General features: G+C 64.4%; 28 protein-coding genes and 1 pseudogene. 13 read left to right on the top strand and 16 right to left on the bottom strand.

Annotated elements, in window-relative coordinates:
- The first annotated feature begins 3 nt into the window (after nt 1-3).
- Both F3H96_RS04930 and F3H96_RS04925 read left to right on the top strand, forming a co-directional pair.
- Nucleotides 4-1047 (top strand): CapA family protein, encoded by a 1044-nt coding sequence (locus tag F3H96_RS04930; protein WP_149790818.1) that lies wholly within the window; start codon nt 4-6, stop codon nt 1045-1047.
- Nucleotides 1048-1232: 185 nt separating this feature from the next.
- Entirely contained in the window at nt 1233-2204 is a 972-nt protein-coding gene (locus tag F3H96_RS04925; RefSeq protein WP_149790817.1) for a DUF3137 domain-containing protein, read from the top strand.
- Nucleotides 2205-2207: 3 nt separating this feature from the next.
- Here F3H96_RS04925 and F3H96_RS30975 read toward each other — a convergent pair whose 3' ends face one another.
- Nucleotides 2208-2528, bottom strand: a complete 321-nt coding sequence (locus tag F3H96_RS30975; protein WP_244619910.1) for a DUF2314 domain-containing protein — start codon at nt 2526-2528, stop codon at nt 2208-2210.
- A gap of 20 nt (nt 2529-2548) precedes the next feature.
- A complete protein-coding gene (locus F3H96_RS30970) occupies nt 2549-3064 on the bottom strand; it encodes a hypothetical protein (RefSeq protein WP_244619909.1) in 516 nt (171 codons plus the stop codon).
- Nucleotides 3065-3934: 870 nt separating this feature from the next.
- Here F3H96_RS30970 and F3H96_RS04915 point away from each other — a divergent pair.
- Entirely contained in the window at nt 3935-4873 is a 939-nt protein-coding gene (locus F3H96_RS04915; protein ID WP_149790815.1) for a diacylglycerol kinase family protein, read from the top strand.
- 56 nt (nt 4874-4929) lie between these two features.
- Here the strand turns inward: F3H96_RS04915 and F3H96_RS04910 are convergent, their stop codons facing one another.
- From F3H96_RS04910 to F3H96_RS04900, 3 genes are read right to left on the bottom strand one after another with little or no spacing between them, the layout of a single operon-like run.
- On the bottom strand, nt 4930-5862 hold the full coding sequence (locus F3H96_RS04910; RefSeq protein ID WP_149790814.1) for an NAD(P)-dependent oxidoreductase: 933 nt from the start codon (nt 5860-5862) through the stop codon (nt 4930-4932).
- The gene (locus F3H96_RS04905) at nt 5859-7070 is read right to left on the bottom strand and encodes a mandelate racemase/muconate lactonizing enzyme family protein (protein WP_149790813.1); all 1212 of its coding nucleotides are present in this window, start codon (nt 7068-7070) and stop codon (nt 5859-5861) included. Before F3H96_RS04905 ends, F3H96_RS04910 begins: the two co-directional genes overlap by 4 nt.
- On the bottom strand, nt 7067-8683 hold the full coding sequence (locus F3H96_RS04900) for a GMC family oxidoreductase N-terminal domain-containing protein (RefSeq protein WP_149790812.1): 1617 nt from the start codon (nt 8681-8683) through the stop codon (nt 7067-7069). Before F3H96_RS04900 ends, F3H96_RS04905 begins: the two co-directional genes overlap by 4 nt.
- Nucleotides 8684-8872: 189 nt before the next feature.
- On the opposite strand from F3H96_RS04900, the gene F3H96_RS04895 reads away from it, so the two are divergent.
- Both F3H96_RS04895 and F3H96_RS04890 read left to right on the top strand, forming a co-directional pair.
- The gene (locus F3H96_RS04895) at nt 8873-9268 is read left to right on the top strand and encodes an acyl-CoA thioesterase (protein WP_149790811.1); all 396 of its coding nucleotides are present in this window, start codon (nt 8873-8875) and stop codon (nt 9266-9268) included.
- 115 nt (nt 9269-9383) lie between these two features.
- Nucleotides 9384-9587, top strand: a complete 204-nt coding sequence (locus F3H96_RS04890) for a hypothetical protein (RefSeq protein ID WP_149790810.1) — start codon at nt 9384-9386, stop codon at nt 9585-9587.
- A 168-nt stretch (nt 9588-9755) separates the two neighbouring features.
- Here F3H96_RS04890 and F3H96_RS04885 read toward each other — a convergent pair whose 3' ends face one another.
- A complete protein-coding gene (locus tag F3H96_RS04885) occupies nt 9756-10127 on the bottom strand; it encodes a helix-turn-helix domain-containing protein (RefSeq protein ID WP_149790809.1) in 372 nt (123 codons plus the stop codon).
- Nucleotides 10128-10218: 91 nt separating this feature from the next.
- Between F3H96_RS04885 and F3H96_RS04880 the strand changes: the two genes are divergently transcribed.
- Nucleotides 10219-10824, top strand: coding sequence for an NADPH-dependent FMN reductase (locus F3H96_RS04880; RefSeq protein ID WP_149790808.1), 606 nt, complete (start codon nt 10219-10221; stop codon nt 10822-10824).
- 56 nt (nt 10825-10880) lie between these two features.
- Here F3H96_RS04880 and F3H96_RS30965 read toward each other — a convergent pair.
- The 3 genes and pseudogenes from F3H96_RS30965 to F3H96_RS04865 all read right to left on the bottom strand — a co-directional run.
- Nucleotides 10881-11119, bottom strand: a pseudogene (locus F3H96_RS30965) (winged helix-turn-helix transcriptional regulator); the annotation flags it as partial.
- Between the two features lie 80 nt (nt 11120-11199).
- Nucleotides 11200-12510 carry a hemolysin family protein gene (locus tag F3H96_RS04870; protein WP_149790807.1) on the bottom strand — a complete coding sequence of 437 codons (1311 nt, stop codon included), beginning with the start codon at nt 12508-12510 and terminating at the stop codon, nt 11200-11202.
- A 75-nt stretch (nt 12511-12585) separates the two neighbouring features.
- Complete coding sequence (locus tag F3H96_RS04865) at nt 12586-13500, bottom strand: LysR family transcriptional regulator (RefSeq protein ID WP_149790806.1); 915 nt, start codon at nt 13498-13500, stop codon at nt 12586-12588.
- A gap of 123 nt (nt 13501-13623) precedes the next feature.
- Between F3H96_RS04865 and F3H96_RS04860 the strand changes: the two genes are divergently transcribed.
- Nucleotides 13624-14646 carry an NAD(P)-dependent alcohol dehydrogenase gene (locus F3H96_RS04860; RefSeq protein WP_149790805.1) on the top strand — a complete coding sequence of 341 codons (1023 nt, stop codon included), beginning with the start codon at nt 13624-13626 and terminating at the stop codon, nt 14644-14646.
- 10 nt (nt 14647-14656) lie between these two features.
- On the opposite strand, the gene F3H96_RS04855 is transcribed toward F3H96_RS04860, so the two are convergent.
- The 4 genes from F3H96_RS04855 to F3H96_RS04840 form a co-directional block, all read right to left on the bottom strand.
- Nucleotides 14657-15364 carry an LssY C-terminal domain-containing protein gene (locus F3H96_RS04855; protein WP_149790804.1) on the bottom strand — a complete coding sequence of 236 codons (708 nt, stop codon included), beginning with the start codon at nt 15362-15364 and terminating at the stop codon, nt 14657-14659.
- A gap of 67 nt (nt 15365-15431) precedes the next feature.
- Nucleotides 15432-16256 (bottom strand): extensin family protein, encoded by an 825-nt coding sequence (locus tag F3H96_RS04850; RefSeq protein WP_149790803.1) that lies wholly within the window; start codon nt 16254-16256, stop codon nt 15432-15434.
- Between the two features lie 166 nt (nt 16257-16422).
- Nucleotides 16423-17451 (bottom strand): extensin family protein, encoded by a 1029-nt coding sequence (locus F3H96_RS04845; protein ID WP_149791160.1) that lies wholly within the window; start codon nt 17449-17451, stop codon nt 16423-16425.
- 75 nt (nt 17452-17526) lie between these two features.
- A complete protein-coding gene (locus F3H96_RS04840) occupies nt 17527-17952 on the bottom strand; it encodes a DUF3775 domain-containing protein (protein ID WP_149790802.1) in 426 nt (141 codons plus the stop codon).
- Nucleotides 17953-18122: 170 nt separating this feature from the next.
- On the opposite strand from F3H96_RS04840, the gene F3H96_RS04835 reads away from it, so the two are divergent.
- On the top strand, nt 18123-18662 hold the full coding sequence (locus F3H96_RS04835) for a tetratricopeptide repeat protein (RefSeq protein ID WP_149790801.1): 540 nt from the start codon (nt 18123-18125) through the stop codon (nt 18660-18662).
- 262 nt (nt 18663-18924) lie between these two features.
- The gene (greA, locus tag F3H96_RS04830) at nt 18925-19398 is read left to right on the top strand and encodes a transcription elongation factor GreA (protein WP_149790800.1); all 474 of its coding nucleotides are present in this window, start codon (nt 18925-18927) and stop codon (nt 19396-19398) included.
- Between the two features lie 78 nt (nt 19399-19476).
- Here the strand turns inward: greA and waaC are convergent, their stop codons facing one another.
- The 3 genes from waaC to rfaD are packed head-to-tail and all read right to left on the bottom strand — an operon-like array spanning nt 19477 to nt 22384.
- A complete protein-coding gene (waaC, locus tag F3H96_RS04825; protein WP_149790799.1) occupies nt 19477-20457 on the bottom strand; it encodes a lipopolysaccharide heptosyltransferase I in 981 nt (326 codons plus the stop codon).
- Nucleotides 20454-21461, bottom strand: a complete 1008-nt coding sequence (gene waaF, locus F3H96_RS04820) for a lipopolysaccharide heptosyltransferase II (RefSeq protein WP_149790798.1) — start codon at nt 21459-21461, stop codon at nt 20454-20456. Before waaF ends, waaC begins: the two co-directional genes overlap by 4 nt.
- Nucleotides 21434-22384 (bottom strand): ADP-glyceromanno-heptose 6-epimerase, encoded by a 951-nt coding sequence (rfaD, locus tag F3H96_RS04815; RefSeq protein WP_149790797.1) that lies wholly within the window; start codon nt 22382-22384, stop codon nt 21434-21436. The genes waaF and rfaD overlap by 28 nt, the downstream gene beginning before the upstream one ends.
- Nucleotides 22385-22523: 139 nt before the next feature.
- Between rfaD and F3H96_RS04810 the strand changes: the two genes are divergently transcribed.
- The 4 genes from F3H96_RS04810 to F3H96_RS04795 all read left to right on the top strand — a co-directional run bounded on the left by F3H96_RS04810 (nt 22524) and on the right by F3H96_RS04795 (nt 25985).
- Complete coding sequence (locus tag F3H96_RS04810; protein WP_149790796.1) at nt 22524-23147, top strand: LysE family translocator; 624 nt, start codon at nt 22524-22526, stop codon at nt 23145-23147.
- A gap of 151 nt (nt 23148-23298) precedes the next feature.
- On the top strand, nt 23299-24783 hold the full coding sequence (rfaE1, locus tag F3H96_RS04805; RefSeq protein WP_149790795.1) for a D-glycero-beta-D-manno-heptose-7-phosphate kinase: 1485 nt from the start codon (nt 23299-23301) through the stop codon (nt 24781-24783).
- Between the two features lie 7 nt (nt 24784-24790).
- A complete protein-coding gene (locus F3H96_RS04800) occupies nt 24791-25363 on the top strand; it encodes an SIS domain-containing protein (protein WP_149790794.1) in 573 nt (190 codons plus the stop codon).
- Complete coding sequence (locus F3H96_RS04795) at nt 25356-25985, top strand: HAD family hydrolase (RefSeq protein WP_149790793.1); 630 nt, start codon at nt 25356-25358, stop codon at nt 25983-25985. The genes F3H96_RS04800 and F3H96_RS04795 overlap by 8 nt, the downstream gene beginning before the upstream one ends.
- Nucleotides 25986-26002: the final 17 nt, after the last annotated feature.

Raw genomic sequence — 26002 nt, 5'->3', positions numbered from 1 at the left:
CCCGTGTCGAACTATCCGCTTTCCTACAAACTGTCTTGGCTGCCGCGTTTCCTGAAGCCGTCGCTCGGCGGCGGCAGAAGCGGTTTCGCGGCACCGGCGGCGGCGTTGATCGATCCGCCGCCAAGGCGGAAGGTGCGGCTGGCTTTCGTCGGCGACATTTCAGCCGTGGCCAATCGCGATGTGCCGGAATGCGATCCGGCGATCGCCGCGCTGCTCTCATCCGCCGATCTCGTGGTCGGCAATTGCGAAAGCCCGATCGTCGAGCGTCCACGCGCCGCGATGGGCACATGGCTCGGCACACATCACGCCATGAGCGAGCGTTTCCTGGCCGATGCGCTTGCAAGTGCGGGCATAGCGCGCGACAGGGTCGTTCTGTCGCTGGCCAACAATCATGTGCTCGATCAGGGCATAGCCGGTTTCGAGGAAACGCTTGCAGCGCTGAGCCGGCTCGGGATCCGAACCATCGGCACGGTTGCGGGCGGACCTGTCCAGCATCATGCAGCCGGATCGCTGACGATCGGCTTTGCGGCTTTCACACGCTGGCGCAACGCGGACGCCGGGCCGTTTGAAGAGCGGATCTCGATGCGTGCCGCCGAATGGCCGCGCGGCGCTGTTTCCGGCGTCGACCTGCTCTGCGCGGTGGCGCATTGGGACTGGGAGTTCCGGCATTTTCCCAGGCCGGCGACGCGGGAATTGGCGAGGCGGCTGGCAGACCATGGCGCCCGGCTGATCGTGGGGCACCACGCCCATGTCGTGCAGCCGGTCGAGCGGGTCGGCGATGCCGTGATCGCCTATGGGCTTGGCGATTTCCTCGGCACAGCCTTTGCGCGCCAGCCATGGCCATGCCGCATAGGGTCGATCCTGATCATCGACGTCAGCGACGATATCGCCACGCGCGGCATGGTCGCTGCGTACGAGCTGCATTTCTTCGCGCGCCTCGCCGCCAACGGCCATGAGCGGCTGGTGCGGGTGGAAGCGCTGGACGGCGCGTTCAAGCGGCGGGCGACGGCGCGGCTGGAAACGATTTTTCCGACCTCAGGGAACTAAAGCGCGTCGCGCTGAAACGGATTCAGGCGACGCGCTTTAAAGTCTTGTTTTGATGCATGTCGTCATCCCAGAACCGCTGCACACTTCTGGCGACATGCATTAGCCGCCGATCGCCGTGAGCGCAGGCGACTTTCGCGCAAAAGCCGCTATCATGAACCGTATCTCAGCGGCGGCCGGGGGTGGCCATGGAAGCAGCGGATTTCATGCCGAGCGAAACGGTCATCGCGGGCATCAGGCGCGACATCGAGGCCTATGAAGCAAAACGGGCGTCAGCCCAGAAACAGGTCCGCTGGCGGGTGCCTGTGTTTGTCGGCCTGGTCGTCGTCTTCGTCGCGCTCATTGCTTGGCTGTTCAACGTCGCCGCCGATCCTCACGAACAATGGGTCTCGACGCCGCATGTGTTTCTCTACCTTGGCGGCCTGTTCGTGGCGGTATTCCTCTATTTCCAGGCGTTGAGGCCGGCGACAAGGCTGCAGCAATCCTTCCGCGACACGCTGCTGCCGATGATCTTCGGCTTCGTGCGCGACGTGCGCTACCAGCGTGGCGTCAGGCCGAACTCCTTCGACAGGCTGCCGCGCGAGACGGTCGGCGCCTTCAACCGGCAGAGCTTCGACGACGTCATTTCGGGACGCTACGAGGATTTTCCTTTCGAGCTTTACGAGGCGAAGCTCTGGGAGGGCTCGGGCAAGAGCGAGACGACCGCATTCAAGGGCGTGATCGTCGCCTTCAAAACCATCGAGCCGTTCCCGGGAACACTGGTGGCGGCGCGCAAGGCCAACAAGGTGGTGCATTTCTTCCGCGGTATCTTCGCCAGCAAGATGCAGGAGCTGTCATCCGGCGTGGACGAACTCGACGCCAAGTATGAGTTCCGCACCGACAATGTCGAAGCAGCTCGGCCGCTGGTCACCGGGCGGATGGCGCAGGCGCTGACCTGGCTCGGCGAGACATGGCCCTACGACCAGGCGCGGGTGGCACTCAGCGGCAGCGACGGTTTTCTGTTGATGCCGCGGTCGAAGAACTTCTTCGAGCTCCCAGTTATTTCGGAGCCGATCGACTATCAGGCGCATGTCGCGCCGATGATTTCGGACCTCGGTGCGATGCTGGCAACGGCGGCGTTGGTGCGCAAGATCGGCGCGAGGGACGAAGCCGCCGGATAACGCTCAGCAGTCGAAACCGTAGGTGGCGCGCATGTAGTCGGCTTCTTCCTTCGACATCTTCTTGAACATGACGCAGACGGTGAAGCTGCCGACCTGATGGCCGTTCCTGGAGTAGCCCCAGTCGGAAATATCATCCCTGGTGAATTCGATGTCCTGGCCGAAGACGACGTTGTGAACCATCTCCGGCTCGTTCGCCAATACGCCGACGAAGCCGCTGGCGGTCCGCTTGAAAGGGATGACCCAGAAATGCTCCGTCACATTGCCGTCGACGACCATCACCTTCAGCTTGAACTTGCCGGTTCCCGGCCTCGGCGCGTCGGACAAAGTCAGGAATTCATCGAGGCTTAAAGTCCTGTCAGACCGGCCAGCCAGTTCGCCGACCGCTTTGCCGCGTCCACCGTCGCGCCGGCGGCACGGCTGAGATCGGTCTTGACGACGGCGTAGCCGGCCTTGGTGCGGTAAAGCACGGCGCGTCCGCCATCGACCGCCCCATCGAAGGCGACAGGCTTCGCGGCTTCCGTTTCGCTGGCGCTCACCGTTTGGCCGACCGGAATGCTCGGACGGCGGTCGAGTTCGGGCGGCAGCGGGGCGATGGTTTCGACGACGCGGTTCCTGGGTTTCAGATCCGGCCTGGAGGCTTTTGCGGCAAGCTCGGCGGAAGAGGCCGAACCCTTGACGCGGCAAATGCCTGAAACCAGCGGATAATTGAAATTGCGCTGATGCAGCATCTGGCTCTTCATCGCCGCTTCGCAGTCGGCGATCGTCGCCCATTTGGCAGGCGTCTCGCCGATATATTCGCACAGCTTGGCGTCGCAGTCGCAGCCGACAATGGTCATGGCGACAAGGGCGGTCTTGATCACGGTCTTGTCCCTTCGCATTCGTTCCCGGCCTGATCAATCGCCGGGGAACAAGGCGGGATTTGGCCGCCATTGTGAAATGTGGATGACGGCGCGTTACGGAAGATTGCTTGGCTTGCAACTGTGGCGCGAATGCATCAGTGGCAGGCGCCGGGGGAGCGCAGCGCAAAGCCGCTCAGGGGCAGATAGGCCCAAAAGACAGTCGGCGCCGGGATTTCTCCCAGCGCCTCCCTGTCAGATCAGAAACCGGTTATGGCAGCAACGTCCCTAAAGTCATCGCGCCAGGCCAGCCTTGATTTTGACGGTCCTGCCAGTCGCCACCCGAGGGCAGCGCCCGTTCCAGACCACGCCGATCTCCACCCTTGCGGGCTTCGCCCAGCGTGCCATCGAAGGTTTTTACCGGCCTTCATGGCAGCATCGGTCCGCCGTCGGCGTTGGCACGCTTTCCGCGGCACCCGTATGTCTCGGCATCCGTCCCTCCAACAGGCGAGCCTGCTCTCGTTCTGGGCCGTACGGGCCTCAGGAAATCCGCCTTGCGCTCTTGCCTTTCGGCTGGGGCGTCGGTAGCCGCCTGAGATGGGTTGAATGTACGCCGGGTAAGGGGTTTGGGGAATGCCGGTGAGCCTGTGGATAGCGGGATTATCGGGGACCAGTGGCAAAAGCCCCGGAATTTACCGACCGAACCCTTTAGTCAGCCTGCCCCGCTTTATCTGTGGCCTTGGATGCTGAAGCCTTGCCCCGCCGCCCGGTCCGCGTTTCAATGCCGGCAAAGGGCTTTAGGCCGGCAAAGGCTTCGGGTCGGCAGAAGATCTTGGGCGCGCCAGCACGAATCCGCCGCGCATTTTTGCGCGGCTTGCCTCGGGGGAGGTCAGCTTGAAGGTCGGGGTGGTTCTCAATCCGATTGCCGGAGGCGGCAAGCTCAAGCGGCATTGGGCGGAGGCGGCAGCGTCGCTCAACAGGAATTTCGGCGATTTCGACCTGCGCGAGACGGAGGCCGGCGGCGACGCCGAGCGGCTGGCGATCGACCTCGCCGCCGGCGGGTGCGACCTTGTGATCGCGGCCGGCGGCGACGGCACCGCCAGTGAGGTCGCCGACGGCCTGCTGCAGGCACAGCACGAGACCGGCCTCGAAAGCGCGCTGGGGCTTCTGCCTTGCGGCGCCGGCACCGACTTCGCGCGCGGGCTTGGCTTGCCGCGCGGCATCGATGCCGCGCTGAAGCGGATCGCCGACGCCAAGAGCCGGAAAATCGACGCCGGCCGCGTCTGCTACATCGACGAGCACGGCGCGCTGGCCAGCCGCCATTTCATCAACATCGCCAGCCTCGGCTTGTCCGGCGCGACGGATCGCGCCATCAATGCCGACAAGCGCAAGGGCAGGGTCTCGGCCAAGGCGCTGTTCTTCTGGCGCACGGTGCTGGAGTTCGTCCGCTATCGTTTCCAAGACGTCCGGATCACCATCGACGACGGCGAGCCGATCGAGGCGCGCATGGCGCTGGTGGCGGTGGCCAACGGAAAATTCTTCGGCGGCGGCATGATGATCGCGCCGGACGCCGAGCTCGCCGACGGCCAGTTCGACATCGTCATCCTGCGTGCCGCGGGCAAGCTCGGCCTAATAAGAGACATCCGCCTGCTCTACGGCGGCCGACACCGCAACCATCCGGCGATCACCATCCTGCGGGGGCGCAAGGTGCTGGTCGAGCCGTTGGGCGATGTCGAGAAGAACGGTGCGCTGGTCGACATAGACGGCGAGTCGCCGGGCCGGATTCCGGCGACTTTCGAGATCCTGCCTGGTGCGCTGACGTTGAGGGATTGAATCAACTGGCTGAGGGGTTGATTCAGCGGCTGCGGTTAGGCGACTGAAATAACTGGCTAATCTTTTGCCGGTTGCAGTCCGAGCCTGGCCGGAAAGCCGGGCGCGCGCAGCTCCACGCCGACGGCATCCTCGAGCAGCTTGACGATCTGCGTCGACCAGGCATCGCCGCCATAGGCGCGCTTGCCCTCTTCGAAGATCGCGTTGACGCGGGTCGCCAGATCGAGCGGCGCGCCGAAATCCCGGCCCATGGCCAATGCGAAACCGAGGTCCTTCAGCGCCAGGTCCATGGTGAAGCCGATATCATAGGATCCGTTGAGCACCAGCTGGCTTTCGGTCTCGTGGACGAAGCTGTTGCCGGAAGAGGCGACGATGGCGTGATAGGCCTGGGCGAGGTCGAGCCCGCCCCGCTTGGCGAGCATCAGCGCCTCGCCGGCGGCGACGAGATGGATGAAGGCGAGCATATTGGTAATCACCTTGATCACCGCCGCCGAGCCGACCGGTCCCATCAGGAAAGACTTTGCGCACATCGCCTCGATGGCGGGACGATGCCGCTCGTAGAGCGCGGCGTCGCCGCCGACGAGCGCGGTGATCCTGCCTGCGGCCGCCAGATGCACGCCGCCGGTCACCGGGCATTCCAGCGTCTCGATACCTTTTGCGGAAGCGAGTGCTGCGAGCCGCAGTATCTCGTCGCGGCCATTGGTCGACATCTCGATCCAGGTGCCGCCGGCGGGCAGGGCCTGAAGCAATCCGTCAGGGCCGGCGAGCACCGCTTCGCTGACCTTCGGCGAGGGCAGGCAGGTGATGGCATTGCCGGCACGGGCAGCGGCGTCGGCCGGGCTCGCCGCCGCGATGGCGCCGAGCTCGACCACGCGCTCGACCGCGGCGGGGTCGCGGTCGAAGACGGTGACGGCGAAGCCGTTGCGCAGCAGGCTGGCGGCAAGGTTGCCGCCGAGATGGCCGAGGCCGATGAAGGCGTAAGCGAGGGTCACGGCATCAGCGGCGCCTGCATCATCTGCAGGTGCAGGTCCTTGCCGGTGTAGGGATGCGCATCGCAGACCGCCTCGTCGAGCTCGACGCCGAGACCGGGCTCCTTCGACGGGATGACGTTGCCGTCCTGCCATTCGATCTTCTTCTTCAGCAGCGTTGCGTGAAAACCGTCCCACTGCTTCAACGATTCCAGGATGAGGAAATTGGGCAGCGTGACGGCCAGCTGGATGTTGGCGGCGCCGACGATCGGGCCGCAATAGCAATGCGGCGCCACCTGGATGTGGTAGGCCTCGGCCATGGCGGCGATCTTCTTTGTTTCGAGAATGCCGCCGGAGCGGCCAAGATCCGGCTGCAGGATGGTGGCGGCGCGGTTTTCGATGACGCGGGCGAACTCGAATTTCGTCGTCAGCCGCTCGCCCGTGGCGATCGGGATCGAAGTGCCGCGGGCGACTTGCGCCATGACCTCGGGCATATCCGGCGGCACCGGTTCCTCGAACCAGAGCGGATCGTAGGGCTCGATGGCGCGCGCCATGCGCAGGGCGCCGGATGCGGTGAACTGGCCGTGCGTGCCGAACAGGATGTCGGCGCGCGTGCCCACCGCCTCGCGGATCGCCCTGATCATGCGCGCCGACAGGTCGATGTCGATCAAGCGCGGCTGATGGCCGTCATAGGCGGTGTAGGGGCCGGCGGGATCGAGCTTGACGGCGTTGAACCCCTGCTCGACATATTCGAGCGCGCAGGCGGCGGCCATGTCGGGGTCGTTGTAGACGTTCTTGCCGCGCGCATCCTCGGAATGGACGCTGCCGGTGTGCGGATAAAGATAGGTGTAGGAGCGCAGCGTCTCGTGCACCTGGCCGCCGAGCAGCTTGTAGACCGGCTTATCGGCTTCCTTGCCGACGATGTCCCAGCAGGCCATTTCCAGCGCCGAGAAGCAGCCCATGACGGAGACGTCGGGGCGCTGGGTGAAGCCGGAAGAATAGGCACGGCGGAAGAAATTCTCGATGTCGTGCGGGTCGCGATCGACGAGATAGCGCTCGGCCATGTCCTCGATCATTTTCGCGGTGACATGCGCCGAGAAGGTGGCGTTATAGGCCTCGCCATAACCCACCACGCCGCCATCGGTGGTGAGCTTGACGAAGATGAAATACTTGCCGCCGATGCCGGGCGGCGGGTTGCCGACAACCCAGGTCTTTATGTCGGTGATTTTCATTTGTGATCCTCCAGAACCAATTCGGCGCCTTTCCATCCGGTGAGGATCGAGGCGGCGTTGGTGTTGCCCGTGATGTTGTCGGGGAAAATCGAAGCGTCGATGACGCGCAAGGCGTCAAGGCCGTGCACCTTCAGCCGCGGATCGACGACGGCGCGCGCGGGGTCGGGCCCCATGCGGCAGGTCGAGACCGGGTGATAGACGGTGCCCGAGCGTTTCCTGAAATCCTGGATCAGGTCGGCGTCCGATTGTATCGACGGTCCGGGCAGAACCTCCTCCTCGATGATCTCGGCCAAGGCCGGCATCGCGGCGATCTTGCGCACGAACTTCACCGCCGCCAGCATCTCGTCGACATCGGCATTGGTCGAATAGGCGTTGGCCGTGATCCTCGGATAGTCGCGGGGATTCTTCGAGCGGATCATGATCTCGCCGCGGCTGGACGGCCGGCAGTTGGACAAGCCGATCGAGAAACCGGGCCAGGGATCGGGCGTCAGGATCGGGCGTTCGCCGCTCTTCGGGATGACGGTCGAGAATGCCTGGAAATAGAGCTGCATGTTCGGCCGCGTCATCGACGGGTCGGTGCGGAAGAAGCCGCCGGCATTGTTCATCGACAGCGACAGCGGACCGGAGCGCAAGAGGATGTATTGCATGCCGACCAGGAGCTTGCCCCACCAGGGCCGCAGGATCTGGTTCAGCGTCGGCAGCTTGCCCTTGAAGGTGTAGTTGATGCCGACATGGTCCTGCAGATTGGCGCCGACATTGCCGTTGGCGTGGACGACCGGGATGCCGAGATTGCCGAGCAGTGCGCCGGGGCCGACGCCGGACAGTTGCAGCAGCTGCGGCGAGTTGACCGAGCCGCCCGACAGGATCACCTCGCGGCCGGCCCGTGCCGTCTTCTTCTCGCCGTTCTGCTCATATTCGACGCCGATGGCGCGCTTGCCCTCGAACAGGATCTTCGTCGCCAGCGCGTTGGTCTCGACATGGACGTTGGAGCGTTTCATCGCCGGCCGCAGGAAGGCGCGGGCGGCCGACATGCGGCGGCCGTTCTTCGTCGTGATCTGGTAGACGCCGACGCCTTCCTGGGAGGCGCCGTTGAAATCCGGATTGAGCGGCAGCCCCGCCTGCTCAGCGGCGGCAAGATAACGCTTGGTCAGCGGGTGGACCGCGTTCTTGCAGTCGGTGATGCGCAAGGGGCCGCCGACGCCGCGCCATTGGTCGGCGCCCGCCGCGTTGTCTTCCATCGCCTTGAAAGAGGGCAGGAGGTCGTCATAGGCCCAGCCGGGATTGCCGGCGGCAGCCCAGGCATCGAAATCCTCGCGCGCGCCGCGGATGAAGACCATGGCGTTGATCGAGCTCGAGCCGCCGAGCAGCTTGCCGCGCGGCCAGTGGTCGGCATTGTTGCCGAGGCCGGGATCCGGCTCGGCCTTGTAGTTCCAATTGACGGCCGGGTCGAAGAAGGTCTTGCCGTAGCCGAGCGGCATCTGGACGTAGAAGCGCCGATCGGTGCCGCCGGCCTCCAGCACCAGCACCGAGAAACGGCCCGACGCCGACAGCTTGTCGGCAACCACCGAACCGGCCGAGCCGGAGCCGACAACGATGAAATCATAGGTCTGCATGATGGAAGGGCGGGCTCCGCGATGTCGGGCTTACCCTAGACATTGCCGGCTCGCGGCGTCGCCGTGGCTTCCGGCATGGCTTGTGAAAAAAGCGACCGGCATAGTGGCGTGCATTTCGCTTTCATCAAAGCTTGCGACATGGCAGTCGCATTGATACGCAAACAGAAACCGACCTCTAAGGATTTCGCCATGGTGCACTATGCGGACGGAAAACCCCTTGGCGATCTCACCTTGAGGACGCTCGCCATGCCCTCCGACGCCAATGCAGCCGGCGATATTTTCGGCGGCTGGGTTATGGCGCAGATGGACCTTGCCTGCGGCATCCGTGCCGCCGAGCGTGCCAAGGGCCGCGTCGTGACGGCGGCTGTGAAGGAGATGTCCTTCGCCAAGCCGATGAAGATCGGCGACACGCTGTGCATCTACACCCATGTCGAGCGCGTCGGCCGCACCTCGATGGTGCTCAAGGTCGAGGCCTGGGCGCAGCGCTACCTTTCCGACCTGATGGAAAAGGTCACCCATGCCGATTTCATCATGGTTGCGCTCGACGGCGAAGGCAAGCCGAAGCCGGTTCCGGCCGAGAGCTGACGCCTCCCGATTCTCCTGGCTTGCGATTTTGTAACAACGCCCGCGCGGGAGGCGCGCTTCGCGACATCCAGTGGTTGCGTTCACCTCCCATCTTGCGGGCGTTGGAGAAAAGACAATGCGTCAACACATGCTGAACGGCTGGCTCGTGGCAGCGCTTATCGCCCTGGTCTGCCTGCTCGGCATAACGGCCTATGTGGAGGTCAGGAAAGACGTTCCACGCGTTGCCTGCATGCGGGACCCGATGGTGGACGGCACGAAGGCGGCGCAATTGCAGAGCTGCCCGACGGCGTGCTGCGGCAGCACCGCTCCAAGCGCCTGATCAGCGGCCGGCTAAGGACAGTCATCCTTGTCGAGACGGTTGGGGGGACGCCTGCGAGACTGGCTGCGGGGCCGCAGCGGATCCGATCAAAGCCGGAAGGTGCGACAGGCCCGGCGCCGAGCTGCACGGTTCATCCAATGGTTCAGAAACCTTTGAACTACAAGGGTTTCAGGCCCCCTGCCGGCCGTCGAATTTCTCGCGCGCTTCGCGAACCCGATTGGTGTTCCTGCGCGCCCATTCGCCGAGCGCGCCGACCGGCACGAGCAACTCGTGGCCGAGCTCGGTCAGCTCGTAATCGACACGTGGCGGAATGGTCGGGAACACTTTTCGCGTCACGAACCCATCACGTTCCAGGCCGCGCAAGGTGGTGGTGAGCATCTTCTGTGAAATGCCACCTACGGCGGCGCGCAATTCGTTGAAGCGCATCGCTCCGCCGCCGAGCTTGCCGACCACGAGCACGGTCCATTTGTCGCCGACCCGTTGCAGGATTTCCGAGACGGCCCGGCAGTCCTCGGTGTTGTGCGGGTGCCTCAGTAACAAAAACGTGCCTCCTTGCGCGCCAAGTTGTCAGTATCACATATAGCGCCGGTATCCAAACGATACCAGAAATTCCCGCAAGGAGAGCCCCCTTATGTCCAAGCCCAAAATCGCCATCGTCGTCGGTTCGACGCGAGCCGCCCGCTTCGCCGACGCGCCGACGCAGTGGATCGCCAAGATCGCCAAAACCCATGCCGATATCGACGTCGAAGTCGTCGATCTGCGTGACTGGCCGCTGCCCTTCTTCGACGAAGTCGCTTCCTCCGCCTGGGCGCCGTCGCAGAACGAAGTGGCTCAGCGCTGGCAGAAGAAGGTCGCCGGGTTCGACGGCTTCATCTTCACCGCCGCCGAATACAATCACGCCCCGACCGCCGTGCTGAAGAACGCCATCGACTACGCCGCCAATGAATGGAACAAGAAGCCGGCCGGCTTTGTCGGCTACGGCTCGGTCGGCGGCGCGCGCGCGGTTGAGCAGCTCCGCCTGATTGCCGTCGAGCTGCAGATGGCGCCGGTCAAGTCGGCCGTTCATATCGCCTGGGGCGACTTCCTTGCGGTCCGCCAGGGCGAGAAGAAGCTCGAGGACATCGAGCACCTGAACCAGGCCGCCGCCGCGCTGGTCAATGACGTTGCTTGGTGGGCGAAGGTGCTGAAGGCCGCCCGCGCGGCCGACGCGATCGCCGGCGAAGCCCAGGCGGCGTAATCGAGCAGAGATCATCCTCCCGGACCCTCGAAGGGCGGCGCTTGCGCCGCCCTTTTTCAATTCCGGGCAAGGGATTGCTCGTCCCGCCTCGGCCTGATGATGCAATCGGCAAGATCCGCCCGTTCGTCCAGCGCCTCGGCATGGTGTTGTCCTCAGTGGCAAAGCGCCAGAAGGATGGGCTCGAGGCTGAGGCCGAGCGGCGTCGCGGAATATCGACGCGCGCCGGGATTTCGGCGAAGATTTCGCGGCTGACCAGCCCGTGCTCCTCCGCGACTGGTTGCGCCTTTCTAGCCACCGCCCCGAGCTCAATCTCGGGTTCGGAAGGCGGCGCAAAGGACGCGCGTTGAGGGGCGCTAAGACGACCGGGCCGAACGCTCAGCGTAGCACCGGGCGATGGCCGTCGGGCAGGCGGGTGGCGATCAGCTTGTCGATGCGGCGGCCGTCGAGGTCGACCACCTCGAAGCGCCAGCCTTGCGCATCGACGCATTCGCCGGTGGTCGGCAGATGGTGGAGATGCGACAGCACATAGCCGGCGACGGTCTCGTAGTCGCGGTTCTCGGGCAGGTCGATGCCCAGCACCTCGGCCATCTCGTCGGCCTGCATGTAGCCCGCGAGCAGCCATGAGCCGTCATCGCGCTTGACGGCGTTCTCTTCCTCGCCGGCCTCGAGGTCGGAGCGGAACACGCCGGTGATGGCTTCAAGGATGTCGGCCGGCGTGACGATGCCTTCGAAATGGCCGTATTCGTCGTGAACCAGCGCCATCGGCACATCCGATTCCCGCAGCTTCTGCAGGACATCGAGCGCGTCGGCCTGGTCATGGACGATAGGGGCGTCGCGCACGTGCTGGCGCGGATCCAGCACCCTGCCGGCAAGAAGAGCGGCAAGCACGTCGCGCGTCTGGATGACGCCAACCATGGCGTCGACATTGCCGTCGCCGGTGGGCAGCCGCGAATGCTGCGTGTCCATCAGGAGCTTTCGGACCACGGTCTCGTCGGATTGCAGGTTCAGCCAGTCGACTTCGGTGCGCGGCGTCATCACGGCCCGCACGGCGCGGTCGCCGAGGCGCATGACGCCGGCAATCATGCGGCGCTCGTCGGATTCGATGGTGCCGTGATGCTCCGCCTCGGCGACCAGCATCTTGATCTCCTCGTCGGTGACCTTCTCTTCCGCTTCGCCGGCGTGGCCGAGCAGCCACAGCAGGGCGCGGCCGGAAATGTCGAGCAGGAAGACGAGGGGGGCCGAGATGGTGGCAAGGACGGTCATCGCCGGCGCGGCGCGGGCGGCGACGCGCTCGGGATCGCGCAGCGCGATCTGCTTCGGCACCAGCTCGCCGACGATCAGCGAGGCGTAGGTGATAAGCGCAACGACGATGCCGACGCCGACAGCGTCGGCGATGTTTTCGCGGATGCCGGTCGACGCCAGATATCGCGCCAGCCGTTCGCCGAGCGTCGCGCCCGAAAACGCGCCCGAAAGAACGCCGACCAGAGTGATGCCGATCTGCACCGAAGACAGGAACTTGCCGGGGTTGGAGCCCAGCGCCAGCGCGCGGCCGGCGCCCTTGACGTTTCGGTCGATCATCGCCTTCAGCCGCGCCGGCCGCGACGAGACGATGGCGAGTTCCGACATCGACAAAAGGCCGTTCACCAGAATGAGGACGGCCACGACGGCGATTTCAACATATAGCATCGGCGGTCAATAGCATTGCGGCAGTGCATTCGAAAATAGCCGGCCGTTATTTTTGGAACATGGCAGGACGACTGTTCAGGCCGCATCCCAAATCGGCGCCGAGAAATGCCCGACAAGGGCGTCGATGACCACGCGCACCTTCGGCGTCAGCGCGCGCGTGACGGGCCACACGGCATGCACGACGATGTGCTCCACCTGATAGTCGGACAGGACCATTTCCAGGGCGCCGCGCCTCAGGCTCTGGCCGGCAAGCCAGGTCGGCAGGAAGGCTATGCCGCAGCCGGCGAGCGCGGCGTCCAGCATCGGTTCGCCGTGGCCCAGGACAAGCCGCGCCTTGGGCACGAAGGTCGTGCGGTGACCGGCGCTGTCGCGGATGGCCCAGGGTCGGACGACGCCTTCGCGCCCATAGCCAATGACGCTGTGCATGGCGAGGTCGTCGACGGATTGTGGCCGGCCATGCCGTTCGAGATAGGCTGGAGACGCGCAGATCGCCGAGCGCTGGGTGTAAATGCGCCGTGCCGCGAGCGACGAGGAATCGTCGAGGTCGCCCATGCGCACGGCGAGGTCGATGCCTTCCTCGATCAGGTCGACGCGCCGGTCGTTGAAGGAGATCTCGATGGTCAGGTCGGGAAACCGGCTGGAGATCTCGAACAGCACCGGCGCGACGCATCGGCGGCCGAAGGCGAGCGGCACATCGACCCGAAGCTTGCCCGACGGGACCTGCCGGCGCGAGGCCAGCAGCGCTTGCCCAGCCTCGATCTCGGCAAGCGCCCGCGCGCAGGCTTCGTAGTAGCTCATGCCCTCGCTGGTCGGGCTGAGGCTGCGCGTGGTGCGATTGATCAGGCGCACCCCCAGCCGCTGCTCCAGTTGCGCGACCGACTTGCCGATCGCCGACTTCGTTACATGCAGCCGCTCGCCGGCACCGGTGAAGCTGCCCGCCTCGACGGCGGTAACGAATGCGACGACGCCTTGGAGGCCGGCCGGGTCCATCCTATTCCTCATTGTAGATTTCAGTTCTTCAATTCGTCGCCAAATATCCATCATTGCGGCAATATTTTCCATAGTCGGATCGCATAAATCTTTCGCGCAGCCGTCAATCAAGGAGCACGACAGATGATCATCGACAGCAACAGGTCCTGGCAAATGAGCGGATTCGGCCTTTCCAAGCTGACGCTGGCGACTACGGAGATACCCAAGCCAGGCCCGCACGAACTTCTGGTGCGGACCAGAGCCGTCTCGCTGAATTACAAGGACAAGATGATCGTGGACGGCGCGCTGATCCCGGATCTTTCCTTCCCATTCGTGCCGACTTCGGACGCCGTGGGCGAGATCGTGGCGGTGGGCAGCGCGGCCACCCGTTTCAAGGTCGGACAGCGGGTGCTGGGGCAGGTGATCGCCGACTGGCCGGACGGCGACGCGCCGGCGGTGCTCCACCGACACACGCTTGGCTCCTCGCTTTCGGGCATGCTGTCCCAACATGTCGTCTTCGGTGAGGACGCCGCGGTGCCGGCGCCGGCCTCGCTCAGCGACATCGAAGCCGCAACGTTACCGATCGCCGCGCTAACGGCGTGGTTCGCGATGGCGGAAGCGACAAAGCCGGTGCCCGGCCAGACCATCCTCATCCAAGGCACCGGCGGCGTGTCGCTGTTTGCGCTGCAATTCGCCACTGCCTTCGGCCTGCGCGCCATCGTCACTTCGAGCAGCGACGAGAAGCTGAGGCGCGTCAAGGATCTCGGCGCCTGGCAGACGATCAACTACCGCACCCAGCCGGCCTGGGACGAGGCCGCCCGCGCCCTGACGGACGGGCTCGGCGTGAACCATGTGCTGGAAATGGTCGGCGGCGACAACGCGCGGCGGTCGCTCAACGCCCTTGCGGCCGACGGCCGGCTATCGATCATCGGCTTGCTCGGCGCAATGGAAATCAGCTTTCCGATCATTCCGTTCATGCGCAACCGCATCGTCGTCCAGGGCATTTCCGTCGGCCATCGACGTGCGTTCGAACGCATGAACCAGGCGATCGAGGCGCTCGGCATCAAGCCGGTCATCGACAAGGTCCACGGCTTCGATGACGTGCCGCAGGCGCTCCGGCGTCTCGAAGAAGGACCATTCGGCAAGATCGTCATCACGATGGCGTGACGGTCGTCGGTCACCGCACTGTCTTCAACACGCCGATCACAGCCATGCCGTCGGTGAAATAGGGATCGCCGCCGCCGTTGCGTCCGGTCGTGGTGGCGCCGATCCCCGGTATCTTGCTGGTCGACACCAGCAGACCGGCCGCGTTGAGGTCGCCGATAAGGAAATCACGCTCCTGGTCGATGTCGGGACCGATATGATGGGTGACGGCGCCGGTGTCGTGGCTGAGGCCGACGCCGCGATCGAAGCTGGCGGCGCCCAGCCAGAGCGGGCGGCCGTCGTCGCCGACCGTGTCCGTCTGCCAGAAGCGGACGTGATGGCGCCGGTCGGCGCTGTCGCCGACGGGCTTTTCGAAGGCAAGGTCCTGGGCGCGGCCTTCGAACAGCAGGCGGCTCATCGGAGCGTCGGGATAGGGGCGGGAGAACAAGACGCTTTCGCCGATGTCGATGGCCGTCCGCAGCGTTACGGCGTCGGCCGTATCCCAGCCGGCGACGGCAAAAGCGTGGACGACTTCTTTCTCTGTGCCGACCAGGCCGACATTGATCGGGTCGCCGGGAATGCCCTGCGGCGTATGCGTCACCATCTCGAAGGCATGGCTGCGGAAGCCGCGCTCCCGCCACGTCCAAAATTCCGGCGCGACGACATAGGCGAGCGCCACATAGAAGGCGCAGAACGCCGCCAGCCAGATAGCCGCGCGCCGCCTCAGGCTTCGCTTACCCACGACAGACCGCTCCCAAATCCACGCGCGACCATCTTATGCGGCGTCGGCTGATTTGGGCAGAGCCGCCTCAACGGCAGGCGCGGTAGCCGCTCTGGCGGTTCTTGATGTCGAAATGGAAGTGGTTGCGGTGGTCGTAATTGTAACCGGGACCGAGCACCGTGGTGAAATATTCGCAGCCGTCGGCGCGCACATTGTTGAGGAAGCCGCGGGTGCGGAAGGCGAAGAGGCCTGGCTTGCGCACGTCGATGTCGTCGCCATTGTTGAGCTCGATGCTCATGACGTCGAGCGCGTTGCCCTTGCCGTGCTCCGACAGGACGCCTTCGCCGGCGATGTTGCGGCAGGAATAGCTGGACCCCTGGTGGATGGCCTTGACGCCGGAGAAATAGCGCCAGCGGGCGGCCGGCTGCAGCTCGTTCTTCGTCCAGGCGGCAAAGGTAGCGGCCATGTTGCAGGTCAGCGTTGCCGCCGGCTTCATGGCGACGCTGCCGATGGCCGAGACTTTTACCGGGAAATCAATGCCGCACTGGCCTTCATGGATGGGCTGGACGTCCTGATAGACGACGCCCATGCGCTTCAACTCGTTGCGGCAGTCGATTTCGCTCGCCGGCATCTGCTCGAGCGGCGACATCGGCTCATCCATACGCGGATAAGCGGCCTGGGTCATGTAGGGATTGGACGGAACAAGGCGCTGCATGCCGGCATATTGCGGCGTCTCCGGCACGGCTGCCGTCTGGCTGCCGACATCGACGGCCGGCTGGAGTGCGAAGACGTCACCCGTCGTGCAGGCCGATATTGTCGCGATGGCGACGCTTGCGATCAGCCCGGCGATCGTGATGCGCGCACGCCTGTTCCATCGCGCCGCCACCAGCATGGCGCCAAGTGTTCGAGCCATTGAAAGGCATCCTTGTCCCCAAGAGCTGATCCCTATTGGGATCATGCTCCCGATGGCACAAGGTTAATCGTCAACAGTAAAGGAAAGATCAGCGCCGGCATTCACCGATAAGGCGGAATTGCGGCGCTGTTCTTGGCTTGAACCAGCCAAGACTTCCCAGATCTGCCTATTGGCAGAACGTGCCGCCGTGACGGCGTGGTTCCAGATCCAGATGGAAATGCAGCGCATGATCCGCATCACTTCCCGGACCGAGCACCGTTTTGAACGGTCCGCAGGCAGCCTTGCGTACCGCGTCGAGGAACTTCGCGTCGTTCTCCGGCGGCGCCGGGCCGACCTCGATCTTGCGGCCGTCCGATAGGGTGAAGCTGGCGATATCGAGCGCATTGCCGAAGGCATGTTCCGACAGTTTTGATGCGCCGTGGCGCGGACGGCAGACAAAGGCCGAAGCCTGGCCGATCGATTTTAGATCAGCGCCGAATTTGGCCCTCGCTATCGGTTGGACAATTTCGGTCACGAAGCGCGCGGCCGCCTCGGCCATCTGGCAATTGAGCTCCGTTCCAGAACTGATGCCGATGGATCTGCCGAACGATTTCAACGTGATCGGATAAGGAATAGAGCAGCCGATTTCGGCATCGTGCTCGGCCTTGTGCTCCTCAAATTCGGCACCAAGCGCCTTCAGCCGCTCGCGGCATGCGGTTTCTTCCGCTGGCATCTTGTCGGCCGGCAAATCGGCCGAGCGCGGATCGGGAAGCATCTTTTCCTCGCTCGGCGGTGCGGGTATTTCCGGCGGCTGCGGCGCGGTCTCAGGCGGTTCCGGTTCGAGTTCGGCGGGTTTTTCCGGTGGCGTTGGAACGACTGCCGGCGTCCGGGGCTCGCCTCCGGCACCGGTCGAGCGCGGCGGATGGGTATCCCATTTCGGATGCGACTTCTCCTGATTGAGGAAGTCGTCATTGCTGTCCGCGCGCCTTTTGCCTTGCTCGGACTTTTCGGTGCCGTTCTCCATATCCTGGGGACGCGACCCTGGAAGCTGTGTCGCCACAGGTGTTTGCGGTGCCGGAGCGGCGCTTTGGCTGGCCGGCGGCACCTGTCTTTTATGCCTGTGATGATGCTTGGCGATGGCCGGCGTAGCCAGAAGGGCTGCAGCCGCCAGCGGCAGCGCCAGTCTCCAAAGTCGTGAAACGCTCAGCGTTGCCATCGCCCGGAAACGGCAATCGCATGGCGAAGTTGCTTGCATGGCCTGCCGCCACGATCACATTGGGTTACCGGCGCGTTACGCGCCGATGGTTTCAAGCCCTTCCTCCAGCCAGTCGGCGAGCATCGGCAGGCCGAGCAGATATTTGGCCGTGCGCTTTCGCGGACGTTCCCTGGCGGCAGCCACCGCATCCGCCCATTCTGATGCGTCATAGTCGCCGCGCCCGACCCAGGCGAGCGCGATCAATTCGGCCGCTTCGTCAATGTTGAGGTCGTTGATCAATTCGCGAAATTCTTCCTCCGTGAGGTCTTCCGAGGCTTCCTCGAAAAGGCCGTCATGGTGGTGGCTGTCACGCGTGTCACCGTCGAACTCGACCTCGTGCTCGGCGCCGTCGGCATAATCCTCGTTGACGGCGGCGCTCAGCGCCTTGGCCTTGAGGATGAACAGGCGCACGGTGTCCGGATCGATCGAAAGTTCCCATTCCTTCTCAAGGCGCGGCTGCACGGCCCTTTCTCCAAGTGATGCGCTTGGCCGGATGATAGCGGATTTGCTGCGCGCGTCACGTCTGGAGGTAAGCCCGTCCAAAATAGTTTGGGCAGCCGCCGGTATTTTCGGGATGAAAGAATGCCGGAGCGGCGTTAGTCTGGCATTCTCACGCCCTCAAGGAGGCTTCGATGCGCAGACGTTTGCTTGTTCAGGTCATGGCTGTCGCGGCGCTGCCGCTGTTCGTTGTCCCGGCTTTTGCCGCCGGTGAAGGCGGCGGCGGCGGTGGTACCCAGACGACGACCACGTGCAAGAAGGGCGAGGTCTGGGACAAGAAGAAGAAGAAATGCGTCGTGCCGCAATACGGCATGCTGGATGACGACAGCATCTATGAGGCGGGCCACGATCTGGCGATGGCCGGACGCTATGACGAAGCGATCTCGGTGCTGACGCTCGCCGCCAACAAGCAGGATCCGCGCATCCTCAACTATCTCGGCTATTCGCATCGCCATTCGGGCCGCGTCACCGTCGGCCTCGGCTATTACGAGGAAGCGCTGAGGATCGACCCGAATTATACGCTGGTGCGCGAATATCTCGGCGAGGCGCATCTGCAGATCGGCGACCTTGCCGGCGCCCAGGAGCAGCTCAAGGAAATCGAAAAGCGGACCGGCACGGGCTCGCGCGAATACGGCATGCTGTCAGAGCAGATCGATCATTTCCTGAGGAGCTGAACAGGGCTCAACCCTCCCCGAACCGGCTGGCGAGCAATCACAGCCGGTTTTTGTTGGCCGCCGCCAGGCGAGCGCCCGCGAAAGCGGTGATCATTTTGCCGAACTTCATTTTTGGGCGTGAAAATCGCGCGAAGATCGCTATATTCGGGGAAATTGTGGTGAAACGGTTCCGTTAGCCCGAGGCTGCCGGACCGTTTTCTTTTTGTACCCGTTGACAAGGTCGCTCCCGAAAACGGGGGCGGCGGCAGGAAAGGTCAGGCATATGATCAAGGTCCCGATGACAGGCGAGGGGTTCGCGTCATTGAAGGAAGAACTCCGTTGGCGTCAGCAGCAGGAACGTCCTCGTATCATCGAGGCGATTTCCGAAGCGCGCTCGCATGGCGACCTGTCCGAAAATGCCGAATATCACGCGGCGAAGGAGTCGCAGAGCCATAATGAGGGCCGTATCCACGAGCTCGAGGATCTGATCGCGCGCGCCGAGGTCATCGACGTCTCGAAGCTCAGCGGCGACAAGGTGAAGTTCGGCGCCACCGTCGTGCTCGTCGACGAGGACACCGAGGAAAAGAAGACCTATCAGATCGTCGGTGACCAGGAAGCGGACGTGAAGTCCGGCCGCATCTCGATCTCCTCTCCGATCGCGCGTGCGCTCATCGGCAAGGAAGTCGGCGACGCCATCGAAGTCAATGCTCCAGGCGGCGCCAGGGGGTATGAGATCGTCCAGGTGCAATTTATCTAGGCGCCTGAGGGGCGGAAATTTCGCCCTGGCGGCATTTCGGTCCAGTGCAGACTTAGCTGGCCGTTTGGCGGATTTCTATCACCGCTTTGCCTGACGACTAGTGCTGCGCTCCAGCAACCGCTCAACCTCCGTCACCACTTCAGTCGGCGTGATCTTGCCGCCGGCGGGCGCCAGCAAGGTCGATGCAAACGCTCCGCGCGGACCGGTCAGGCCTGGTTCGGTCGCCAGGAAGATGGCGACGGTCGGCAGACCGAAAGCGCTGGCAAGATGGGTGAGGCCGGTGTCGGCGCCGATGACGAGCGCCGAGCGACCGAGGATCGCGGCGACGTCCGCGAGCGGCGATTTCGGAATCAGCACCGTCCCTGGCACGGCTCCGGCAACGGCTTCCGCCACAGATTTTTCCGCCTCGTTCGACCAGGTGACCAGCGGCGTGAATTGCCGGTCGGCTAGCTGGCGCGCGGTTTCGATCCAGTCCTCGACCGGCCATTTCTTGTCCGCTCGGCTGGTGCCATGCAGCAGGAAGGCGGCTCTGCCTTCAATGCCGGAAAGGTCGCCGGCCGGCGGCACGATGCCGGACTCCAGCGCCGACAGATCAGGCTGGTAGCCGACCGCCAGCCCGAACAGCCGCCTGGTGCGCTCGATGGCGTGCAGGTCGCGCGGCACGGCGTATTTGCGCTGATAAAACAGCGTTGCCGAAGGCTCGCGCGCGCTGGTCCGATCGAAGCCGGCAACCGGCGCGCCGGCCTGGATGGCGACAAGGGCCGACTTCAACAAGCCTTGCGCGTCGATGACCAGATCGTAACGGGAGGCGCGGAGCGCTCGGCGCAGTCCGGTCATCTCGTGCCACGTGCGGCCGTCGAAAAGCCTCTTGCGCCAGCGCCGGATCGCCACCTTGTGGACGGTTCCAATCGCTGGATGCAGCGCTACGATCCCGGCAAACGGCTCCTCTACGCACCAGTCGAAGCTTATGCCGGGGGAATTGCGTATTGCGTCCTCAACGGCGGGAAAAGTGTGGATGACATCGCCCATCGACGATGTCTTGACGATCAGCACTTTCATGCGGCTGCCGCAACTTTGAGCAAGCGGTCGGCCGCGGCGGCGACGCGCGCGACATCGAGCGTGTTCAGGCAATTAAGGTGGCCGAGCGGGCAGACCTTCTTGTGGCAGGGCGAGCAGGACAGATGAAGCCAGATCAGTTCCGAGCGCTCGCTGAGCGGCGGCGTGTTTTCCGGAGAGGTCGAACCATAGACGGCCACGATCGGCGTGCCGACGGCGGCCGCGACATGCATCAGCCCGCTGTCGTTCGATACCGCGAGTTTCGCCGCTGCGATCAGGTCGATGGCGTCCTCGAGGCGTGTCTTGCCGGCAAGGTCGATGGCGCCCGGCGCCAGGGCGGCTATCTCGCCGGTCACGTCGGCGTCGTTCCTGGAGCCGAGCAGAGCGACGCCGAGACCCTTGGCCATGATTTCCCGGGCAAGCCCGGCATAGTGGTCGCTCGGCCAGCGTTTAGCCGGGCCAAATTCAGCGCCGGGCATCAAGGCGACGAATTTCCGGCCGGCCAGCCCGAAGTGGGCCAGCAAATCGGCCTGGTTGGCCTTGTCGACGGCCAGCCTCGGCGCGCGAAACGTGCCGCCGCGCGCGAGGCCAAAATAGGCGCGCGCCGTACGGCGTTTCAGAGCTTCGGGCAACGGCACGATATCCGTCAGCAGGCCGTAGCGCATTTCGCGCAAATTGCCGACACGATGCGGGATGCGGGCAAAGAACGGGATCAACGCCGATTTCCAGCTTCCCGGCAGCACATAGGCCATGTCGTAGCGGCCGCGCAGCAGGCGGCCGAAGCGCCTGCGGCTGCGGAATTCGAGCGCTCCCGGTATCAGCGGAAAGTCGATCTGGCTGCGTATCTCGGGCATGCGCTTGACCAGCGGCGCCGCCCAGGCCGGCGCCAGCACGTCGATGGCCGCGTTCGGATGCTTCTCCTTCAGCGCCGCAAACAGGCACTGCGCCATGACCATGTCGCCCACCCAGCGTGGGCCGATCACGAGGATCGTTGGGCCTTCAGCCATTCGACATAGTCCCTGACGCCGGTTTCGACTGTGCGGAACTGGCCATTGTAGCCGGCCGCGCGCAAGCGGGACATATCAGCCTGCGTAAAACTCTGGTAGCTGCCCTTGAGATGATCGGGGAAGGGGATGAACTCGATCTCGCCCTTGCCGAGCGTGTCGATCACCGTTTCGGCGATGGCGCGGAACGGCTGGGCGCGGCCGGTGCCGCAGTTGAAGATGCCGCTCAAGCCGCGCTTCCACAGCCACAAATTGACCTCCGCGACGTCGCCGACATGGATGAAGTCGCGGCTCTGCTCGCCCGGGCCGAAGCCGCCATAGGCGCCGAACAGTTTCGGGTTCTGGCCTTGCTCGACCTGGTTGAACAAATGGAAGGCGACCGAGGCCATGGCGCCCTTATGCGTCTCGCGCGGCCCGTAGACGTTGAAATAGCGCAGGCCGGCAACCTGCGAATGATCGGTGTCGAAAACGTTGCGGCGGACGTAATCGTCGAAGAGTTTCTTCGAATAGGCATAGACGTTGAGCGGACGCTCGAACTCCGGCTCCTCGCGGAAGTCGTTGCCGCCGCCGTAGACCGAAGCCGAAGAGGCATAGAGGAAAGGCACGCGCAGCGCCAGGCAGGCATGCAGCAGCCGTTTCGAATAGGCATAGTTCACCTCCATCATGAACTTGCCGTTCCATTCCGTGGTGGTCGAGCAGGCGCCTTGATGGAAGACGGCCTCGATACGGCCGAGCCCGCCGTTCTCGAGCCGGGCGAGAAAATCGTCCTTGTCGAGATAGTCGGCGATGCGAAAGTCGGCGAGGTTGGCGATCTTGTGGCCGTCGGTGAGGTCGTCGACGACGATGATGTCGTCATGCCCCTCGGCATTGAGCGCGGCGACGATGTTGGAGCCGATCATGCCGGCGCCGCCCGTGACGATGATCATGCTTTTCAGCCTTGCTCCGTTGCAGATTCCGGCCCTTATAGGGGAGGTGTGCGGAAGTGTCGATAAAGCAGGCGGTCCTGCGCGCCACAGTGAGGCCGCAAACCTCCCGCTTCAGTCGTCTCCAACTCATGAGGGACAAATGCCGTCGACCGAATTGCTCATTGCATTCTTCGCCACCACGGCGATCTTCGCCTACATCCCGGGCCCCGCCATGCTTTACGCCGCCGCGCAGACGATGGCGCGGGGCCGCTGGTCGGGGTTGACGGCGGCGCTTGGCATCCATCTTGGCGGCTATGTGCATGTCTTGGCCGCCGCCGCTGGCCTTTCCGTTCTGTTTCACGCGGTGCCGCCGCTCTATCTTGCTGTCAAGCTCGTCGGCGCGCTCTATCTGATCTGGCTCGGCGTTTCCCTGTTCCGCAGACGGATGGATGGGGATATGGCGTTGCCTGCCATCGAGCGGAAATCGGCCCGGCGCGCCTTTGTCGAAAGCGTCACCGTCGAGGTGCTCAATCCCAAGACGGCGATCTTCTTCTTGGCGTTCCTGCCGCAATTCATCGATGCCTCGGCGGCGTTCCCGGTCTGGCTGCAGTTCGTCGTCCTGGGCACGATCGTCAATCTGATGTTCTCCTCGGCCGATATCGTTTGCGTGTTGCTTGCTGGCGCACTGATCGCGCGGCTGCGGCGTTCGGGACGCGCGCAGCGGCTGATGCAGCGCGCGGGCGGCGCGGTGCTGGTTGGCCTGGGCGTCCACGTTGCCTTGTAGAGGAGCTGATTGCTCAGCCGGCTTCCACGGCGCCCCGGCCTGCCGTTGCGCTTGCCCGAATTGCGGTATATCGGCATCGCGAATATGACGAGCACCGGAAATTCCGAGCTTCAAACCTTTCAAAATCCGCCATCACGCGTGCGCCAGTGAGATGATCAAGCACCATCTGCCTTCCCCCGAGCCTTTGCATCGCACCATCGCCCGGTTCGGCGACGTCACCGTGCTGGTGGTGGGCGATTTCATTCTCGACCGCTTCGTCAGCGGCGTGATCGAGCGCATCTCGCCGGAAGCCCCGATCCCGGTGCTGCACGGAAGGGGCGAGACGTTGAATATGGGTGGGGCCGGCAATGTCGTCTCCAACATCGTCTCGCTCGGCGCGGCCGCCATTCCCGTTTCGGTGATCGGCGCCGACCAGGCGGGCCACAGCCTGATGCGTATGCTCGGCGAGATCGGCGTCGACACGGACGGGCTCGTGCAGCGCCAGGACCGCATGACCTCCTCGAAAAGCCGCTTCAGCGCGCTCAACCAGCAGGTGCTGCGTTTCGATGAGGAAGAGATCAAGCCGCTCGCTTCCGCCGAGCGGGCGACGCTCATCGATCATTTCCAGGCAGCCCTTGGCCGCGCCGACATCGTCATCCTCTCCGATTACGGCAAGGGTATCTTGCTCGACGGAATCGCCGGCGAGCTGATCGCGATCTGCCGCGATGCCGGCAAGCCGGTGCTGGTCGATCCGAAGGGTCGCGACTATGCGCGCTATGCCGGCGCCACGGCGGTGACGCCGAACCGCAAGGAGCTTGGCGAGGCAGTCGGACGCAAGGTGTTCGCCGACGATGAGATCATGGCTGCGGCGCGCGACCTGATCGCCGCGCATGATTTCGAATTCATCGTCGCCACGCGCAGCGAAAAGGGCATGAGCGTGGTCTCCGCCGAGGATGCCCGCCACATCTCGACCCAGGCGCGCGAAGTGTTCGACGTTTCGGGCGCCGGGGACACGGTCATCGCGAGTTTCGCGCTGTCGCTCGCCGCCGGGGCCGACCGCGTGCATGCGGCCGTCATCGCGAACGCGGCCGGCGGCGTCGTCGTCGGCAAGCGCGGCACGGCGCGCCTGAACGTCGAGGAACTGACCGGCGCGCTGTTCCGCTCTCATGGGCCGACGGCTCATACCGACGCCATTCTCGACGCCAATGCCGCGGCCAGGATGGTAGCCGCCTGGAAGGAAGAGGGGCTGGCCGTAGGCTTCACCAATGGCTGCTTCGATATCCTGCACGCCGGCCACGTCAGCCTGCTGCATGCCGCGCGCAGCCAGTGCGACCGGCTGGTGCTCGGCCTCAACAGCGACGCCTCGGTGCACCGGCTGAAGGGGCCGGGGCGCCCGGTCAACAACCAGCATGACCGCGCCTGCGTGCTGGCCGCGCTTGCCTCGGTCGATGCCGTCGTCGTCTTCGAGGAGGACACACCGCTCAAGCTGATCGAGGTGTTGTTGCCCGACATTCTCGTCAAGGGCGCGGACTATACGATCGAGACCGTGGTCGGCGCCGATGTGGTGCAGAAGGCGGGCGGGCGCGTGGTCTTGGTCGACCTCGTCGCCGGCAAGAGCACTACCAGCACGATCGGCAAGCTGCGTGCCGCAAACTGAGGGTTTCATGTCCGATTTGAACGACTACCTGGTCCGCTCCGCGGCGGCGATCTCGGCGATGGTCGAGCGCGACCTCACCAACGAGATGGAGCGCGCCGTGAGCACCGTTGTGGCCGCGCTTTCGCAAGGCAAGGCGCTGCTGATCTGCGGCAATGGCGGCTCGGCGAGCGACGCCATCCACATCGCCGGCGAGCTGGTCGGCCGCTTCCTGAAGGAACGCAAGGCCTACAACGTCATTGCGCTGCCGGCCAACGCCGCTGTGCTGACGGCCTGGGGCAACGACTACGGCTTCGACACGGTGTTCTCGCGCCAGGTCGAGGCGCATGGATCGGAAGGCGCGGTGCTGCTGGCGATTTCGACCAGCGGCAATTCGCCGAGCATCCTTGCCGCCGCCGAACAGGCGCGGGCGATGGGCATGACGGTGATCAGCCTGACCGGCGAGACCGGCGGCAAGCTCAAGCCGCTCACCGACATCCTGCTGAATGTGCCTTCGACCTCGACGCCGATCATCCAGCAGGGGCACTTGTGCCTCTACCACTACCTGTGCGAGGCGGTCGAAGCGCGTCTCAGCGATGGCTGAGAGCGCAGGCTTTCCGCTTGCCGAGCCTGGCCTGTGGATAGAGCGGCTCGGCGACAGGACGTTTCCGGCGGGCCGGCCGGCGCTGTTTCTCGACCGTGACGGCACGATCAATGTCGATACGGGCTATCCCGACGATCCGGCGGCGATGGTGCTGCGCGACGGCATCGCGCCGGTCATCGAGGCCGCCAACCAACGCGGCATTCCGGTGGCTGTCGTCACCAACCAGTCCGGCATCGCGCGCGGCTATTTTGGGTGGGATGCGTTCGCTAGGGTCAACGGACGCGTGCTCGATCTGTTGGGCGAACAGAATGCCTTCGTGGACATGGTCTTTGCCTGCGGCTACCACGAGGCCGGTGCTGGAGCGCTGGCGATTGCCGACCATCCGATGCGCAAACCCAACCCAGGCATGCTGCTGGAGGCGGGCCGCCGGCTCGGCCTCGACCTGGAGCGATCGCTGATCGTCGGCGACAAGCCGGCCGATATGGAAGCCGGCCGGCGCGCCGGTCTTGCGCGCGGCTGGCTCGTCGACGGCGAAGGCGCGACGATAGGTGGGCTTTCGGTCTCGCCGTTGCGCGACGCGGTGGATGCTGAGGACCTGCTCACCGCAATACGATCGCTCTGATCGCAGGTTGATTCAAA

The organism is Mesorhizobium sp. NFR06, assembly GCF_900115245.1.
Taxonomy (GTDB): Bacteria; Pseudomonadota; Alphaproteobacteria; order Rhizobiales; family Rhizobiaceae; genus Mesorhizobium.
The sequence above is the reverse complement of the archived record's forward strand: the minus strand, read 5'-3'. Positions and strand labels throughout refer to the sequence as shown.

Coding starts and splice junctions, on each gene's coding strand:
- F3H96_RS04900 (WP_149790812.1), bottom strand. CDS start 8,683: ATGCAGACCTATGATTTCATCGTTGTCGGCTCCGGCTCGGCCGGTTCG.
- F3H96_RS04890 (WP_149790810.1), top strand. CDS start 9,384: ATGCGTCAACACATGCTGAACGGCTGGCTCGTGGCAGCGCTTATCGCC.
- rfaD (WP_149790797.1), bottom strand. CDS start 22,384: ATGATCATCGTCACGGGCGGCGCCGGCATGATCGGCTCCAACATCGTC.
- F3H96_RS04925 (WP_149790817.1), top strand. CDS start 1,233: ATGGAAGCAGCGGATTTCATGCCGAGCGAAACGGTCATCGCGGGCATC.
- F3H96_RS04850 (WP_149790803.1), bottom strand. CDS start 16,256: ATGGCTCGAACACTTGGCGCCATGCTGGTGGCGGCGCGATGGAACAGG.
- F3H96_RS04800 (WP_149790794.1), top strand. CDS start 24,791: ATGTCCGATTTGAACGACTACCTGGTCCGCTCCGCGGCGGCGATCTCG.
- F3H96_RS04835 (WP_149790801.1), top strand. CDS start 18,123: ATGCGCAGACGTTTGCTTGTTCAGGTCATGGCTGTCGCGGCGCTGCCG.
- F3H96_RS04860 (WP_149790805.1), top strand. CDS start 13,624: ATGATCATCGACAGCAACAGGTCCTGGCAAATGAGCGGATTCGGCCTT.
- waaF (WP_149790798.1), bottom strand. CDS start 21,461: ATGGCTGAAGGCCCAACGATCCTCGTGATCGGCCCACGCTGGGTGGGC.
- F3H96_RS04895 (WP_149790811.1), top strand. CDS start 8,873: ATGGTGCACTATGCGGACGGAAAACCCCTTGGCGATCTCACCTTGAGG.
- greA (WP_149790800.1), top strand. CDS start 18,925: ATGATCAAGGTCCCGATGACAGGCGAGGGGTTCGCGTCATTGAAGGAA.
- F3H96_RS04810 (WP_149790796.1), top strand. CDS start 22,524: ATGCCGTCGACCGAATTGCTCATTGCATTCTTCGCCACCACGGCGATC.
- F3H96_RS04880 (WP_149790808.1), top strand. CDS start 10,219: ATGTCCAAGCCCAAAATCGCCATCGTCGTCGGTTCGACGCGAGCCGCC.
- waaC (WP_149790799.1), bottom strand. CDS start 20,457: ATGAAAGTGCTGATCGTCAAGACATCGTCGATGGGCGATGTCATCCAC.
- rfaE1 (WP_149790795.1), top strand. CDS start 23,299: ATGATCAAGCACCATCTGCCTTCCCCCGAGCCTTTGCATCGCACCATC.
- F3H96_RS04795 (WP_149790793.1), top strand. CDS start 25,356: ATGGCTGAGAGCGCAGGCTTTCCGCTTGCCGAGCCTGGCCTGTGGATA.
- F3H96_RS04905 (WP_149790813.1), bottom strand. CDS start 7,070: ATGAAAATCACCGACATAAAGACCTGGGTTGTCGGCAACCCGCCGCCC.
- F3H96_RS04845 (WP_149791160.1), bottom strand. CDS start 17,451: ATGGCAACGCTGAGCGTTTCACGACTTTGGAGACTGGCGCTGCCGCTG.
- F3H96_RS04865 (WP_149790806.1), bottom strand. CDS start 13,500: ATGGACCCGGCCGGCCTCCAAGGCGTCGTCGCATTCGTTACCGCCGTC.
- F3H96_RS04870 (WP_149790807.1), bottom strand. CDS start 12,510: ATGCTATATGTTGAAATCGCCGTCGTGGCCGTCCTCATTCTGGTGAAC.